Origin of the sequence: Acinetobacter colistiniresistens, from assembly GCF_024582815.1 — a bacterium.
GTDB lineage: Bacteria > Pseudomonadota > Gammaproteobacteria > Pseudomonadales > Moraxellaceae > Acinetobacter.
In genome coordinates, this window is the sequence record NZ_CP102099.1 from 3,683,765 (window position 1) to 3,697,942 (window position 14,178).

The 14,178-nt window shown below is 43.1% G+C and carries 18 protein-coding genes and 1 riboswitch; of the genes, 8 read left to right on the forward strand and 10 right to left on the reverse strand.

Annotated features, from left to right (window positions below; all coding sequences use genetic code 11):
- Positions 1-24 precede the first annotated feature (24 nt).
- Entirely contained in the window at positions 25-405 is a 381-nt protein-coding gene (gene panD / locus NQU59_RS17710; protein ID WP_004655255.1) for an aspartate 1-decarboxylase, read from the forward strand.
- Between the two features lie 191 nt (positions 406-596).
- Positions 597-2,387, forward strand: coding sequence for a patatin-like phospholipase family protein (locus tag NQU59_RS17715; RefSeq protein WP_005239285.1), 1,791 nt, complete (start codon positions 597-599; stop codon positions 2,385-2,387).
- 13 nt (positions 2,388-2,400) lie between these two features.
- On the opposite strand, the gene NQU59_RS17720 is transcribed toward NQU59_RS17715, so the two are convergent.
- Positions 2,401-3,579 (reverse strand): hypothetical protein, encoded by a 1,179-nt coding sequence (locus NQU59_RS17720; protein ID WP_257064303.1) that lies wholly within the window; start codon positions 3,577-3,579, stop codon positions 2,401-2,403.
- Between the two features lie 15 nt (positions 3,580-3,594).
- A complete protein-coding gene (locus tag NQU59_RS17725; RefSeq protein ID WP_005239287.1) occupies positions 3,595-3,807 on the reverse strand; it encodes a hypothetical protein in 213 nt (70 codons plus the stop codon).
- 187 nt (positions 3,808-3,994) lie between these two features.
- Positions 3,995-4,152: riboswitch (FMN riboswitch) on the forward strand.
- Positions 4,153-4,249: 97 nt separating this feature from the next.
- Between NQU59_RS17725 and ribB the strand changes: the two genes are divergently transcribed.
- Positions 4,250-4,909, forward strand: a complete 660-nt coding sequence (gene ribB / locus NQU59_RS17730) for a 3,4-dihydroxy-2-butanone-4-phosphate synthase (RefSeq protein WP_257064306.1) — start codon at positions 4,250-4,252, stop codon at positions 4,907-4,909.
- Between the two features lie 49 nt (positions 4,910-4,958).
- On the opposite strand, the gene NQU59_RS17735 is transcribed toward ribB, so the two are convergent.
- A complete protein-coding gene (locus NQU59_RS17735) occupies positions 4,959-5,633 on the reverse strand; it encodes an HAD-IA family hydrolase (protein WP_257064308.1) in 675 nt (224 codons plus the stop codon).
- Between the two features lie 93 nt (positions 5,634-5,726).
- Here NQU59_RS17735 and NQU59_RS17740 point away from each other — a divergent pair, with 93 nt between their 5' ends.
- On the forward strand, positions 5,727-6,494 hold the full coding sequence (locus NQU59_RS17740; RefSeq protein WP_016652875.1) for a hydroxymethylpyrimidine/phosphomethylpyrimidine kinase: 768 nt from the start codon (positions 5,727-5,729) through the stop codon (positions 6,492-6,494).
- Positions 6,495-6,573: 79 nt separating this feature from the next.
- On the opposite strand, the gene lysM is transcribed toward NQU59_RS17740, so the two are convergent.
- The 6 genes from lysM to NQU59_RS17770 all read right to left on the reverse strand — a co-directional run bounded on the left by lysM (position 6,574) and on the right by NQU59_RS17770 (position 10,319).
- Positions 6,574-7,047 carry a peptidoglycan-binding protein LysM gene (lysM, locus tag NQU59_RS17745; RefSeq protein ID WP_005239294.1) on the reverse strand — a complete coding sequence of 158 codons (474 nt, stop codon included), beginning with the start codon at positions 7,045-7,047 and terminating at the stop codon, positions 6,574-6,576.
- Between the two features lie 206 nt (positions 7,048-7,253).
- The gene (acpP, locus tag NQU59_RS17750; RefSeq protein WP_004655272.1) at positions 7,254-7,490 is read right to left on the reverse strand and encodes an acyl carrier protein; all 237 of its coding nucleotides are present in this window, start codon (positions 7,488-7,490) and stop codon (positions 7,254-7,256) included.
- An 86-nt stretch (positions 7,491-7,576) separates the two neighbouring features.
- On the reverse strand, positions 7,577-8,311 hold the full coding sequence (gene fabG, locus NQU59_RS17755) for a 3-oxoacyl-ACP reductase FabG (protein WP_005239296.1): 735 nt from the start codon (positions 8,309-8,311) through the stop codon (positions 7,577-7,579).
- Complete coding sequence (gene fabD, locus NQU59_RS17760; protein ID WP_010589901.1) at positions 8,308-9,300, reverse strand: ACP S-malonyltransferase; 993 nt, start codon at positions 9,298-9,300, stop codon at positions 8,308-8,310. Before fabD ends, fabG begins: the two co-directional genes overlap by 4 nt.
- Before the next feature lie 197 nt (positions 9,301-9,497).
- Positions 9,498-9,683, reverse strand: coding sequence for a 50S ribosomal protein L32 (gene rpmF, locus NQU59_RS17765; RefSeq protein ID WP_004638135.1), 186 nt, complete (start codon positions 9,681-9,683; stop codon positions 9,498-9,500).
- 75 nt (positions 9,684-9,758) lie between these two features.
- A complete protein-coding gene (locus tag NQU59_RS17770; RefSeq protein ID WP_005239300.1) occupies positions 9,759-10,319 on the reverse strand; it encodes a YceD family protein in 561 nt (186 codons plus the stop codon).
- A 96-nt stretch (positions 10,320-10,415) separates the two neighbouring features.
- Here NQU59_RS17770 and NQU59_RS17775 point away from each other — a divergent pair, with 96 nt between their 5' ends.
- Together NQU59_RS17775 and NQU59_RS17780 are read left to right on the forward strand one after the other, a co-directional pair.
- Positions 10,416-11,078: an elongation factor P hydroxylase gene (locus NQU59_RS17775; protein ID WP_043971238.1), complete on the forward strand. Its 663-nt coding sequence runs from the start codon at positions 10,416-10,418 to the stop codon at positions 11,076-11,078.
- 87 nt (positions 11,079-11,165) lie between these two features.
- Positions 11,166-11,783, forward strand: coding sequence for an L-threonylcarbamoyladenylate synthase (locus tag NQU59_RS17780; protein WP_005239305.1), 618 nt, complete (start codon positions 11,166-11,168; stop codon positions 11,781-11,783).
- Between the two features lie 10 nt (positions 11,784-11,793).
- Here NQU59_RS17780 and NQU59_RS17785 read toward each other — a convergent pair whose 3' ends face one another.
- Positions 11,794-12,510, reverse strand: a complete 717-nt coding sequence (locus tag NQU59_RS17785) for a GNAT family N-acetyltransferase (RefSeq protein WP_257064311.1) — start codon at positions 12,508-12,510, stop codon at positions 11,794-11,796.
- A gap of 245 nt (positions 12,511-12,755) precedes the next feature.
- Between NQU59_RS17785 and NQU59_RS17790 the strand changes: the two genes are divergently transcribed.
- Both NQU59_RS17790 and scpB read left to right on the forward strand, forming a co-directional pair.
- Positions 12,756-13,550, forward strand: a complete 795-nt coding sequence (locus NQU59_RS17790) for a segregation and condensation protein A (RefSeq protein WP_005239308.1) — start codon at positions 12,756-12,758, stop codon at positions 13,548-13,550.
- Positions 13,547-14,146, forward strand: a complete 600-nt coding sequence (gene scpB, locus NQU59_RS17795) for an SMC-Scp complex subunit ScpB (RefSeq protein ID WP_005239310.1) — start codon at positions 13,547-13,549, stop codon at positions 14,144-14,146. Before NQU59_RS17790 ends, scpB begins: the two co-directional genes overlap by 4 nt.
- The last annotated feature ends 32 nt before the right edge of the window (positions 14,147-14,178 follow it).

Genomic DNA, 14,178 nt, shown 5'->3' on the forward strand with positions numbered 1-14,178 from the left:
GGTCTTACTCAGGAGACGCTAGCCATGCTATCTCGTTTATTAAAATGTAAAATTCACCGTGCAGTTGTGACGCATGCAGAGCTTCATTATGAAGGTTCTTGCGCAATTGATGGCGTATTAATGGACTTAGCAGGGATTCGTGAATACGAAGAAATCCACGTATGGAACGTCACCAATGGTAAACGCTTTACCACTTATGCAATTCGTGGTGAAGACGATTCAGGCATTATCTCAGTCAATGGTGGCGCAGCCCATCAAGCTGATGTCGGTGATTTAGTGATTATTGCGACTTTTGGTGATTTTACCGAAGTTGAAGCCAATCTTCACAAACCACGTTTAGTCTATGCAAATCCAGACAATACAGTGAACCACACTGCAAACTGTATTCCTGTACAAATTGCATAAGCAATCAAAGATTTCCAAAAAGCCAGTCGCATATATGAACTGGCTTTTTTATTGACTGAATAACATCAATTTAATATTTCCAGTATCAATACAAAAACACTGAAAAATAAGGTCAGGTTTTACGCAAGCAAACTTGCAAAATAGCGCTAGAATTTGTTCAATAAAAAGACAATAAAGATAATTTGAACAATATGGATATTATTAATATTTTAACTAAAGTGAGCCTCTTTGCTGAGCTAGATCATGCGATGCTTGAGCCATTGCTACCCTATTGTCATATTCGTCATCTGCAAACGGGACAACAACTGTATTGTGCCCATGATATTGCCGATCATGTCTATATTGTTGCCTATGGGCGCGTCAAACTTACCACCACGACGGGACTATTGACCTATTATGGCCGTCATGAGCTTATCGGTGAAACAGGCGTAATTTCCAATCAGCCCCATCATGCTACGGTCAATGCTGTTCGAGACACAGCTCTACTCGGTATTCCTCAGCAACAATTTCTAAATTTTATCCATCAACATCCCAAAGTCCTGTTCGCCTTATCCAGACTGATCATCAATCGTTCACAGCCCGAACAGCAACATTGTCATGTAATGGGAAGCAGCCGGACACTTTCGGTTATTCCTGTCTCTGCCCACATTCCAGCTACTCACTTGGCAGAAAAACTCACTGAGCACCTACAACGTTGGCCACGTGTACGCTTGGTGACTGCCGCGCATATTGATGCCCTGTTTGGAGCAGGTTTCAGCCAAACCCCACTGGATTACAGCCCTGAAGATTTACAGCTTAGACAATGGTTAGCCAGCTTAGAAGAAAAACATTGCTATGTACTTTATGCCGCCGACAACAGTGAGGATGAATGGTCAAAGCGCTGTTTGCATCAGGCAGATCGGATTCTGATTCTGGCGGAGGCCAATCAAACACCAACCCAAACCCCACTCTCGCATGTGCTTACTCAACACGACTGGCAAAGCCCAATTGAATTGGTTTTGCTTCGTTCCGAAGGTGATCCTTCACCCCATACCCTCATCTGGAAACAGCTCTATCATGCCCGTGCCCATTACTTTGTCCATCCTTGGGCTCAGAATGATATCTGTGCGGTGGCGCGTCAGATTTCCAGTCAAGGGGTGGGTTTGGTCCTTGGCGGTGGCGGTGCACGTGGCTTTGCCCATATTGGTTTAATTCGTGCGCTGGAGCAATTGCATATCCCGATTGATATTGTCGGTGGTACCAGTATGGGGGCTTTTGTGGCCGCATTGGTCGCTTGTGGTTTTGACAGTGTCGAAATGACCCATATCGCTTATGAGACTTTTGTAGCACGCAACTATCTCAATGATTACACCATGCCAAGGGTTTCCCTGATTCGGGGACAACGTTTTCATAGCCGCCTCCATGCCATTTTTGGACACCGACGTATCGAAGAACTTAGACAGACCTATTACTGTATTTCGACCAATCTCACCACAGGACAGGCCGTTATTCATGATCAAGGTGAACTTGCAACTTGGGTCGGCACCAGTATGAGCGTACCTGGGGTAGCACCACCAGTGGCTTGGCATGAAAATCTCCTCTGTGATGGTGGTGTGATTAATAATCTACCTACCGATGTCATGCAGAATTTAGAAAGAGGAACAATTATTGCCAGTAATGTCAGTTTACACGATGATATCCGAGTCCCCGGCATTGGACTGGACAAACCCGATCAAAGTGCCCTGCTCAACTGGAATAAAGTGATTAAAGATAAACTATTACATGCACCACGACTGGCAGAAATCCTGATGCGTACTGCGACCCTTGCCAGTGATACCATGATTCAAACAGCAGCCATTGAACGGGCCAATTTACATGTGCGCATGCCGATTGAAGGCATTGGTATGTTTGACTGGCATAAACTTGATGAACTGGTTGAGCGTGGCTATGACCACGCCATAGAGATATTGCTCCCTATTCGAGAAACGCTACCCAGTGCATAAGCAAGAAATGGAATTACACAATGGCAGACCGAATCTGATAGCGATCTAGTAAAGTGTCTAAATACCGATAAGTTTCAGGGTCTAATTGCTGCATATAACCATCAAGAATACGATGACACTGTTGCTGCTTTGCAACAGGCATCCGTCGCATGATGTCAAATGTCACTTCCCATTGTGAGCGTAATAATGACGCATAAGCAATATGATGCAGGACTTGCTCATCAATTTGGGCAATTGCGGTCGCGACGACCTCTCTCGCTTCATCTTGCATATAGTTCACAATAACCAACATATCGGTCCACAAATCGCAACGATCAGCCGCCTCGACAATACTCTGGATAATCTCCACACGCCTTAATGCTGGCAAATTAGCAACAAAACGCTGTGCTTGTGCCGACAAGCAAGCCACAACAGGCAACATATCTTCCCATAACTGGTCTTCTTGCGTCGCCTGAATAATAGCATTGACCACAGGTTCGCCTTGCAGAACCGCTAGATCGCCAAGCTCCTGCTTCAGTCCATAACTGATATAACTCATTAGCGCCAGAACTTTGGGCCAGACTAGACGTTGACTTGGATCACCAATGATTAATAAGGCTTTCTCAATCCGCTGTTTGGGTAAGACATGCACCAAATGGTCAATTTGCTCACGCGACTCGATAAAAAAAGCAATCTCCAGCAGATCGCTCTCACTCTCAACCACTTGTGCCACGTCCTGCAAAACCACATCAGACAACATGCTGACGAAGCGCCCCATGGTGACAAAATCACGCTGTTCCAGCAGGACTTGAGTAATCTCGGTAATCTGATGCGTAGTGAGATAGCCCAACAACTCTCTCGCCAAGCGTGGGTCTAAATACACTGAGATTGCAGCAACAGTTTTAGCTGGCAAGTGCTTCACGATACGATAAGAACGTTCCGTGGGCAAATACACCGCAATTTGCGCCACGATAAAGGGTTCCAAGACGTGTTTCACCATAACAACACTGATCCAGCGCGGTAGCCAATTGACCCAGGCAGCCAAATAGCGAAATCGTTTTTTCTGCTGATTCTGTAATCGTTCTAAGAGCGCAAAACGGAATTGCCTTAAATTTTCAGGCGCCAAAGACTGCATAAATACCAATTCTGGTTCAGTGACCCTCAAGATACGTGCCAACTTGATGATTTCTGCCTGTACCGCAAGTCGAGTCATGACTTTCCATCCCCCTTATCGATCTCGGAACAACCAACGTAGAAAAAAAGGAGTCTGATATAAGCTCTGATTCATTTTCTGATCTTCATGCTCAAGGGTGCGTTGTAATTGCTGATTGAGCCAAGCCAAATCTTGACTAGATAATTGAGAAAATGCTTGAAGACTCATCACCGGTCGATGTAATTGTTGCGCTAATTGTTCTAGCTCAGTTTTCGCTACTTTCTCCATTTTACTAATCCCTGCCCATCATTATTGTTTTATCTATTGAGTGTATGCTCAATTTGATGCGATTGCCAATTTCACAGATCGGCAGCAAAACCTAAACAACAGCTCAGTTCTTTTTTTCATTTTTATAGAACGATTCATTCTATAAAAAGTCACCTTTTCGCATAAAAATCTGGCTATAATCAAGGCACATCGCTTCAGGGCGGGGTGAGATTCCCCACCGGTGGTAAGTTAGGCCTTGCAACCCAATGACCTAATCAGCCCACGAGCCTGTATATATTTATATATACTCGCAGATTTGGTGAGAAACCAAAGCCGACGGTATAGTCCGGATGAAAGAAGACGAAATCACTAGAACACGCTTTTGGCGTTGTTTTTGTGCACGCTTATTTTTACATCAGTCCTGAAATGTTCAACCGTATCCTAATTACGAGAGCGTTTCATTATGTCCAGTTTAATTCAACCCGAACTTTTCTTTTCAGCCCTTTCTCCTGCTGAACAACGTATTCAACAAGCTTTAGAAGACATCCGCCAAGGCAAACCTGTGTTGGTGATGGATGACTTTGACCGTGAAAATGAAGCAGACCTGATTATCGCGGCGGAAACACTGAGCGTTGAAACCATGGCACAAATGATTCGGGATGGTTCAGGTATTGTGTGTTTATGCCTAACTGAAGCCTTGGCTGATCATTTAGAACTTCCACCCATGGTAGTCGACAATTCTAGCCAATTCAAAACCGCATTTACCGTAACGATCGAAGCCGCACAAGGCGTGACCACGGGTGTTTCAGCCAAAGATCGCGTCACCACCGTTTTGGCAGCAACCCAAGCAGGTGCCGTAGCGAGTGACCTCAATCGCCCAGGTCATGTTTTTCCTTTACGCGCACGTGAAGGTGGTGTGTTGAGCCGTCGTGGCCATACTGAAGGAACCATTGATTTAGCACGTTTGGCAGGTTTAAAACCAGCTGGAGTACTCTGTGAATTGACCAATCCAGATGGTTCAATGGCGTCGGGTATCCAAGTGCTTGCTTATGCACAAACCCATGGTCTTACGGTAATCAGTATCGATGAACTGGTGCAATATCGTCTCAAACATAATCTCTGATGAAAATAAAAAGCCTCGATCATTCGAGGCTTTTTTATGTCATCGATATTTATGATACTTTCCGCTCTGCATTCAGTTCAGCAATCGCTATAAGCAGTTGACTAAATTGTGAAATTTGGCTCACGGGTTGTGCCTGAGCCAACTCCTCTGCTCGACCATAGCCATAATTCACTGCAATGGTTTCAATGCCATTGGCACGTGCGCCCATAATGTCATATTGGCGATCCCCCACCATAATGCAATGCTGAGCATCCAGTTGTTGTTGCTCAAGAATATAGGCAATTAAGTCAGCCTTATTGGTTCGCTCACCAGTCAGTTCACTGCCATACATTTCGGTAAAATATTGATCCAACTGAAAATGAGCCAGAATCTGCTTGGCATAAATGATGGGCTTGGCTGTCGCTAAGAACAAAGCATAACCTTGTGCTTGTAATTGTTGCAAAGTCTCGACGACGCTTGGATAAACCTCATTTTCAAATAAGCCAATGACCGAAAAACGTTCACGGTAAGCCAACAGAGCCTGTTCAGCCAACGCATCATCTTGGGTATTCAGTAATTTTGCCAAAGATGCTTTGAGTGGCGGCCCAATAGTCCAGTCCAGATCCACATCATCAGCGACAGGCTGGCCTAATTTTTCTAATGCAAAACGAATTGAACCATGAATCCCAGTTTTAGGATCGGTTAAGGTTCCATCTAAATCGATGAGAATATTTTTGATCGTCATTCGTTCAATCTCTTGCAGTCTTACACAACAGTGTCGAGAGTTTCTCGAAACTTCCCTATACTACCGTAGATTGAAGAATAAAAGGAAATTGCAGTGCGCCCAACCGTACTTTGTTTTTCAGGTTTAGATCCCTCTGGTGGAGCTGGCCTACAGGCCGATATTGAAGCAATTGGACAAAGTGGCGCACATGCAGCCATTGCCTGTACTGCTTTAACCATTCAAAACTCACAACAAGTGTTCGGTTTTGAAGCCACTTCCAAAGAATTACTCTTGGCGCAAGCCAATGCTGTAGTCGGTGACCTGCCGATTAAATGCGTGAAGTCAGGTATGCTCGGCACAACTGATAATATTGCGGCACTGGCTGAATTTTTACGTGAGCATCCCGATTATCTCTATGTGCTCGATCCAGTACTGGTCGCAAATAGTGGGGGTTCACTCGGCGATCAGGCGACCTTAGTCAAAGCCTTTGTAGAATTGATTCCTTTGGCGACGGTGATCACCCCCAATACGGTTGAGCTAAGAGCCTTAACTGGTCTGGATGATATTGAACAAGCGACCCATAAACTGTTTGAAATGGGTGCAAAAGCAGTATTGGTTAAAGGCGGCCATGAAGACACCCCTGATCATATCCGTAATGTGCTTTATGCCGATGGCAAAATGCTGGCTGAGAGCCGCTGTCCTCGCTTAGAAGGTCAATACCACGGTTCAGGTTGTTCATTGGCAAGTTTCATTGCTGGACGTTTGGCCCTAGGTGATTCTTTAAAAATTGCGGTTCAGCATGCTGAAACCTGGTTATTTGGTGTATTAAAACAGGCAGAAACACCCGTACCCAATGGGCAAAAGCTTCCAAAACGCTTTTAAACGCTCCAGAAATCGTTAATTTTTTCAAAAATTTTTTATTAAAAAAGGCGCATCAAGCGCCTTTTTTAATACTCACAGATTATTGTGGAATACGTAAAACTTGTCCTGGGAAAATATCATCTGCATTTTTAAGTAATGGACGATTAGCTTCAAAGATTTTATTGTATTGGTTTGGATCACCATAATACTCTTTTGAAATCTTCGACAAGTTGTCGCCTGATTTTACCGTGTAGAATTTACTTTCTGGCTCAGGACTTTCTACCGTCATCTGATCATCCACTTGTGCGACATGATCGGTATTTCCTACAGCAAGTACGATCTTTTCTTTATCTGCCTGACTTTTAACTTGCCCTTTAATTGTTGCAGTATCCGTTGTGCCGTTATATGTCACAGCCAAGCCTTCAACCCCAAGACCTAAACTTTTAATCAAACCTAATAATTTATTTGCAATCTCTTGAGCTGAAGGTTCAGCTGGTGTTGCTGGCGCAGCTTGAGGCTCTGCAGGCGCTGTATTTTTCTTACCAATACCTTTAACAAAATCAAAAAGACCCATTGTTATTTCCTCTGTAATTATAAACCGCATATGGTCAAAATCGACCTACATCTAGTTATACAGAAAAAATAAATCACTCGAGTTTCAATTTAAAGCGGTCTTGTAAATATATGTATATGCCATAGAACTTAATTAAAAACATTCTGTTGCGAAAGCATTACACACAAAAAAGCCACCTTGCGGTGGCTTTTGATCATGCAAGATGATTAACCAAGTTTCTTAGTTACGTAATCGATTGCAGATTGAACAGTTGTGATTTCGTTTGAATCTTCATCCGGAATCGTGATGTCAAAATCATTTTCGAAAGACATTACAAGTTCAACCAAATCTAAAGAGTCAGCACCTAAGTCATCCATGAAAGATGCTTCGTTCTTAATCTCTTCAGCACGCATACCTAATTGTTCAGCTACAGCTTGTTTGATGCGTTGTTCGATATCGCTCACAGGAATTCTCCTCATTGCTTGTGGCGTTTTAATTTGCCACTAGTTTAATTGAATATTAAATTTTTTAAAAGTTTATACATCGCCACTTAGGCCATGTATAGACCACCATTTACATGTAAAACTGTACCAGTAATGTAACTAGCCTTATCGCTGGCAAGGAAACTCACTGCATCCGCAATATCTTGAGGTTCACCTAAACGATTTAAAGCGACTTGATCAGTCATTTTTTTACGAATCTCTTCGCTTAACTGATCAGTCATTTCAGTGGCAATGAAACCAGGTGCAACACTGTTCACTGTAATCTGACGGCTCCCCATCTCTTTGGCTAAGCTACGACTGAATGCTTCAATTCCTGCTTTTGCTGCCGAGTAGTTTGCTTGTCCAGGATTGGCAAAATGTGCAACCACCGAACTGATATTAATAATGCGACCAAAACGCGCTTTGGTCATGCCTTTCAATACACGCTTAGACAAGCGGTAAACGGCTTTCAGATGGATATTGAGAATGTCATCCCAATCATCTTCAGACATACGAAGCAACAAATTATCTTTGGTAATGCCTGCATTGTTGACCAATACCAACACTGAACCATATTTTTGCTCAATGTCTGATACCAGTGCATCAATGGCTGCGCCATCGCGAACATCCAGTACAGCGCCTGTTCCATGCTCAGCAAAGCTTTCTGTCAATTTTTGCGCGCCTGCTTCAGAAGTCGCGGTACCAACTACAAAAAAACCGTCTTGAATGAGTTGCTGTGCAATCGCTGCGCCAATACCGCGGCTTGCTCCTGTCACTAACGCAACTTTTCGTTGTTGTGTCATGCAATTTTTCCTTCTGCCACTAACACTGCGTTTAGGGCATCTTCCATACGTGCTTTGCTATCAATGGCAAATGCTTTTTCTATGTTCGGTAATCGCTTGGCAAGATTACTGAGCACGGTACCTGGTCCACATTCAACCACATACTGAATACCCTGATCTTGCAGATATTGCATGGTCCGTGTCCATTGAACTGACTGATACAACTGAGCCGTTAATGCCTGACGTAACTGGGCAACATCTGTCGCGATTTCCGCGTTGACATTTTGTATTACAGGAAGGCATGGTAGCTCAATGGCAGTTTGTTCCAAAGCTTCCGCAAACTTTTCTGCGGCTGGCTTCATCAAGGTACAATGTGAAGGCACCGAAACAGGCAATGCGATGGCCTTACCTGATTGTTCTTTTGCTTCTGCCATGACTTGCTGAACCAAAGCCGTGCTACCTGCAATCACAACCTGCCCTTGTGCATTATAATTTGCCGCTTCAACCGAGCCTTGTCCCGCAGCAGAGGCATTGGCATTCTGACAAAGCTCAATCACTTTTTCATCCGCCAAGCCAAGAATCGCAGCCATGGCACCTGTACCCTGAGGAACAGCACCCTGCATCAATTTGCCACGCAAATGAACCAGTTTAACCGCATCAGCTAAAGTCATTGCTTCTGCCGCAACCAACGCACTGTATTCCCCTAAAGAGTGCCCGGCAAGGTACTTTGGCACAATTCCACCCAGTTCTAACCACACACGCCACAAGGCAATGCTTGCTGTCAATAACACAGGTTGAGTATTTTCAGTTTGGTCTAAGCCTTCACCACTCTGGGCAATCTGCCACAGATCAAAACCGAGTGCTGCTGATGCTTCTGCAAATGTATCTTGAACGACACTAAATTGCTCTGCAAGTTCAGCCAGCATACCTGCTTTTTGTGAGCCCTGACCCGGAAAAACAAATGCTGTTTTTGTTGCTTGAGCTGCCTGCTCAAGTCGTTTAGTCGACATATAAAAATCCTTAAAATGGTCTATCGCCAGTTTCATCAACTCCCATGATTCTACATGAGAATGACAACAGACTCTTTTCCGATGCGGCAATTTACCATTGATTAAATCGTTTTTTAATTGCGAAAAACAACAAAAAAGGGAGCTTTCGCTCCCATTTTTTCTATACTTTAAGCTAACGCTTAATGCATATGGTTCAATTATTCAGCATCAGCTGCTTTAGCGAATAATTGACGACCACGGTAAATACCGTCTTTAGTCACGTGGTGACGACGATGAGTTTCACCAGTAGTTTGGTCTACAGATAATGCATTCTCGGTTAAAGCGTCATGTGAACGGCGCATGTCACGGCGAGAGCGACTTTTACGGTTTTGCTGAACGGCCATGATGGCTCCTTACAAAGATCGAAAAAATGGATCAGAAACAAATTCAGTTGTCTTAACTCAACATTATATCACAAATTATGAGTTAAGTTTACCCTTCAAACTTGCCAAAACATCAAACGGGTTATCCCGCTTCTCTTCGACAACATCCTGAATGGCAGGTCGATGTTTATGCTCACAAACATCATGCTTGGGAGATAAAGGCATCAACAATAACAGTTCATCTTCTAGTAGTGCGAGCAAATCAATCGAAGCAGGTGTATCAAAATCACCTTTTTTCGAAGACTCACTTTCACCTAAAACGATGAAATCAGCATCCTCATCCAAGCGCTCTATCAGTGACTCATCATCGATCAAAGCCAAATGAAAGCTTGAAACAAGTTCAGTTTCAACGGTATCCAAACAACGTTGGCATTCCATTGGAACTTTCGTTTCAATATGTCCATCCAGCCATACAATACGATGATATGCATCCATTGATAGCTTACAGTCTACGTTGATCAATCGATCATTAATTGATCCAACAGCTTCACGAGCGATACGAGCAAAGCGAGACAATGGCAGTGTGCCTGACCATGTAAAGCCCTGTTCAGCCCATTTAAACGGCTCAATCTGTGCCGGAAAGGTATTTGCTGACATAATTAAGGCGGCAATTCTACAAATTCATCGGTACTCTGTCAAAGATTAAGATACAATTTTGCACTTCTTTAGACAGAACTCGGGGTAAATTAAGCAATGCACCTGTTGCAGCCGCAACTTGAAGTAACAACTTCATTACTCGTAAGCACCCATTCAACCTCTGCTCCTGCATTAACGCCAGATCAAGTGCAACGCTCATCTTGGCAAAAGTTAACATCAGAACCAGAACAGGTTGATTGGCTTATTTTACACTTTAATCACTGGTTTTCCCACCATAATGTGACACTAGTTAAAGGTGATTTTGAACCAGAATATTTCCCATCAGAAAATGGACAGCCCGCAAGAATCCAATTTGCCCACGGTTTCTTTAATAGTGCGCTGCATGAAATTAGCCATTGGAGCATTTCTGGCGCGCAACGTCGCCTACTGCCTGATCTTGGGTATTGGTATGCACCAGATGGCAGGACGGCTGAACAACAAGCCTTATTTGAACAAGTCGAAATCAAACCCCAAGCGATTGAATGGCTATTCGCAACTGCCTTTGGTCGGAAATTTCGTGTCTCTTTGGATAATTTAACCGGCGACAGCGGCAATGGCCAACAATTTAAAGATCATGTCTTTGCACAAGTACAGCGTTATTTTTCTGGCGAAGCTAAATTGCCACGCGACGCAGCGCATTTCATTCATTACATCTGCCATTGCACACGGAATAGCACACCATTACAACGAGATGAATTTAAACGCGAAGACCTTGATTAAAAGACAAAATTGTCACATCTAATGCTTGCAACTTAACCATAACCCGTTTCATACTAAATTTAGCCATATAGATCAGGGAGTTCAAAGATGTTGCATTTACATATTCATCCTGAGAATCCACAGGCTCGCTTAATTACCCAAGCGGTAGAACGTATTCGTGCAGGTGATGTGGTGGTGTATCCTACCGATGCCGCCTATGCAATTGGTTGCCAAATCGGCAATAAAAACGCAATGGAACGAATTGCGCAAATCCGTGGCTTAGGCCCGAAACATCAATATGCGATTATGTGTTGTGATTTATCTGACATTGCGACCTATGCCAAAGTCGATAATGCCATGTATCGCTTATTGAAAAACAACACCCCCGCAGTCACAACGTTTATTTTGCCCGCGACTAGCGAGGTGCCAAAACGATTAATGCATCCAAAGAAAAAAACCATTGGTCTGCGTATTCCAAGTAATCCTGTTGCACAGGCCTTATTACAAGAACTGGGTGAACCGCTGCTAACCAGCACCCTGATTTTGCCTGAGCAAAAAGATCCGCTGGATGATCCTTATGATATTGAAAACCAGTTAGGCAAACGTATAGATGTATTTATCGACAGCGGCTTCGGTACCTTATCCACCACCAGTATTGTGGATTTATCTGGAGAAAATCCTGAAATCGTACGTCGTGGTGTCGGTGATGTCAGTGCTTTTGAATAAACACTGATTTTTAATTTATAAAGAAATCAGATAGCCGCTGTTTCTGAAAACCTTGTGCATCAAAATTATCAGGACTAAGCCATTGCTGATAGGTTTTTTCTAAATCAGGCCACTCCTCATCGAGGATTGAAAACCATGCCGTATTACGGTTATGCCCTTTGGTAATCCGATCTTGACGGAATAAACCTTCGTACTGAAAACCAAACCGTAAAGCAGCAGCTTTAGAAGGTGCATTACAATCATCACACTTCCACTCTACACGCCTAAACCCATGGGCAAAACATTGTTGTAACAGTAAAAATATCGTTTCAGTTGAAGCTTTAGATTTTTTCATTCGATGAGAAAAATAAACATTACCGATCTCAATTACCCCCAGCTCCAGTCTTGGATTCAACAATGCAATCCAGCCTTGAATTTCCCCATCGACTTCTATTAAGAAATGTGTAGAGCCATTAAAACCAAATCGATTTTGCAAATCCTGTTTTAACAAAAACTGGCTTTGCGGTGCAGCATAAGGTAAATAAGTCCAGCATGCTGCATTGGGCTCTGTGGCAACCACTTGCCAAATCTGACTAGCTGCCTGATCAGAGATTTCACCGACGATATGAATCAGTCTTAGGGAGCGACTGACAAGATCGCTGCTGATTGGCTGACTAGGTGGATGGTCTAAGGCAAAGCCAACGGTTTGTCCAAATGAGTTTTGTTGTGTTTTTAAATATTGTTTCATGGCAATTTATCATTTAAATAAAATAATGATTTCGCTGCTCATTTAAGCATATGTTTTTTCTATAGCCGATATAATCTTGCATAAATACAGAAAATACCCTGAGAAGTTTAAGGTTTTTGTAAGTCAGTAATTTATTAAATTGGCAATTTCGATTAGAATAGACTTGCTCTTGGTAGCATGTGCCCTCCTTGCACACAAAATTATATCTTTCATGCTTTTGAAAATTCGCGTGGCTTATAACGGTAATGAACCAAATTCTCCCCCAAACATTGGAGTCCACTCCTTCCATTCGCGTGCTTGACGAGTGGCAAGAAGTCATACCTGAAGATTTATATATACCCCCTGCTGCGTTTGAAATTTTACTGGAACAATTTGAAGGTCCTTTAGACTTTCTGATCTATCTGATTCAAAAAAATGGCTTTGATTTATTACAGGTCGATATTTCTCCGATTGCAACCCAATATCTATCCTATATGGATAGTATGAAATCACTCAATATCGAATTAACTGCAGATTATATGGTGATGGCAGCCTTACTCGCTGATCTGAAATCACGTCTACTTCTACCAAAACCTGTTGCTGTTGATCAGTTTGAAAAAGATCCGAAACAGGAATTGATTGATCGTCTAGAAACCTATTTACGTATCAAGCAAGCGGCGGAACGATTGGGGCAAATGCCAATTTTCGAGCGCGATACTTTTAGCACCAATGTCAGTATTGGGCATATTGCCCCGATTTATGAAGGCTATGATGTTGCTGCCTTACATGATGCTTTATTTTGCGTCTTCAACCGCCCAGAACCGATCACCCATGTGGTCGCACAAGAGCCCGTCCTCTTAGAAGAACGTATTGCCTTTATTGAAAGCCAACTAGCATCAGGTGAAGCCTTGAGTTTTATTGAATTATTAAATCCGATGCAAGGCCGTATGGGTATGGTTGTGACGTTTATGGCGGTACTTGAACTGACACGTCAGCAAAAAATTCAAATTATTCATACCGGAATTGAAGCTCCCTTAACGATTCAAGGAGTGACGGCATGAGTTTAGATCAATTTGAGCAGAATGAAGGCATGTCATTTGAAGACATTCATCATGAGGTGTTATTGCAAATTGAAGCGATTTTATTCGCCAGTGACTCCCCAGTTTCTCTTGCGCGCCTAAAAGAAGCCTTTCAAAACCAATATAATAAGCAACAATTACGTACGTTTTTACAACAACTTGCGATGTTGCAACATGGCCGATCCATCGAGTTGATTGAAACGGCGCAAGGTTTCCGCTTTCAAGTACGTGCTAAATATCGAAATGTTATTGCGCAGGTTTGGCCAGAACGCCCAACCAAATTATCACCATCATTGCTCGAAACAGTCGCAGTGATTGCTTACCATCAGCCCGTCACGCGTGCTGATATTGAACAAATTCGTGGTGTGTCCAACAATAGCCAGAATTTAAGAACGCTTTTTGACTGGAACTGGATTAAAGAAGCTGGTTTCAGAGATTTACCTGGAAGACCTGCGTTGTTAATTACAACGCCCCAATTTTTAAATGCATTTGGTTTAGCTTCGCTAGGCCAATTGCCTCCCCTGCAGAACGCCAAGGAAGCATTCATGGCTCTCGATGCACATGCACCGAAGTCTTGAGAAGGTGAACTGTTGATCATTATGTCTAAGGT

Coding starts and splice junctions, on each gene's coding strand:
- panD (WP_004655255.1), top strand. CDS start 25: ATGCTATCTCGTTTATTAAAATGTAAAATTCACCGTGCAGTTGTGACG.
- NQU59_RS17715 (WP_005239285.1), top strand. CDS start 597: ATGGATATTATTAATATTTTAACTAAAGTGAGCCTCTTTGCTGAGCTA.
- NQU59_RS17720 (WP_257064303.1), bottom strand. CDS start 3,579: ATGACTCGACTTGCGGTACAGGCAGAAATCATCAAGTTGGCACGTATC.
- NQU59_RS17725 (WP_005239287.1), bottom strand. CDS start 3,807: ATGGAGAAAGTAGCGAAAACTGAGCTAGAACAATTAGCGCAACAATTA.
- ribB (WP_257064306.1), top strand. CDS start 4,250: ATGTCCAGTTTAATTCAACCCGAACTTTTCTTTTCAGCCCTTTCTCCT.
- NQU59_RS17735 (WP_257064308.1), bottom strand. CDS start 5,633: ATGACGATCAAAAATATTCTCATCGATTTAGATGGAACCTTAACCGAT.
- lysM (WP_005239294.1), bottom strand. CDS start 7,047: ATGGGTCTTTTTGATTTTGTTAAAGGTATTGGTAAGAAAAATACAGCG.
- fabG (WP_005239296.1), bottom strand. CDS start 8,311: ATGACACAACAACGAAAAGTTGCGTTAGTGACAGGAGCAAGCCGCGGT.
- fabD (WP_010589901.1), bottom strand. CDS start 9,300: ATGTCGACTAAACGACTTGAGCAGGCAGCTCAAGCAACAAAAACAGCA.
- rpmF (WP_004638135.1), bottom strand. CDS start 9,683: ATGGCCGTTCAGCAAAACCGTAAAAGTCGCTCTCGCCGTGACATGCGC.
- NQU59_RS17770 (WP_005239300.1), bottom strand. CDS start 10,319: ATGTCAGCAAATACCTTTCCGGCACAGATTGAGCCGTTTAAATGGGCT.
- NQU59_RS17775 (WP_043971238.1), top strand. CDS start 10,416: ATGCACCTGTTGCAGCCGCAACTTGAAGTAACAACTTCATTACTCGTA.
- NQU59_RS17780 (WP_005239305.1), top strand. CDS start 11,166: ATGTTGCATTTACATATTCATCCTGAGAATCCACAGGCTCGCTTAATT.
- NQU59_RS17785 (WP_257064311.1), bottom strand. CDS start 12,510: ATGAAACAATATTTAAAAACACAACAAAACTCATTTGGACAAACCGTT.
- NQU59_RS17790 (WP_005239308.1), top strand. CDS start 12,756: ATGAACCAAATTCTCCCCCAAACATTGGAGTCCACTCCTTCCATTCGC.
- scpB (WP_005239310.1), top strand. CDS start 13,547: ATGAGTTTAGATCAATTTGAGCAGAATGAAGGCATGTCATTTGAAGAC.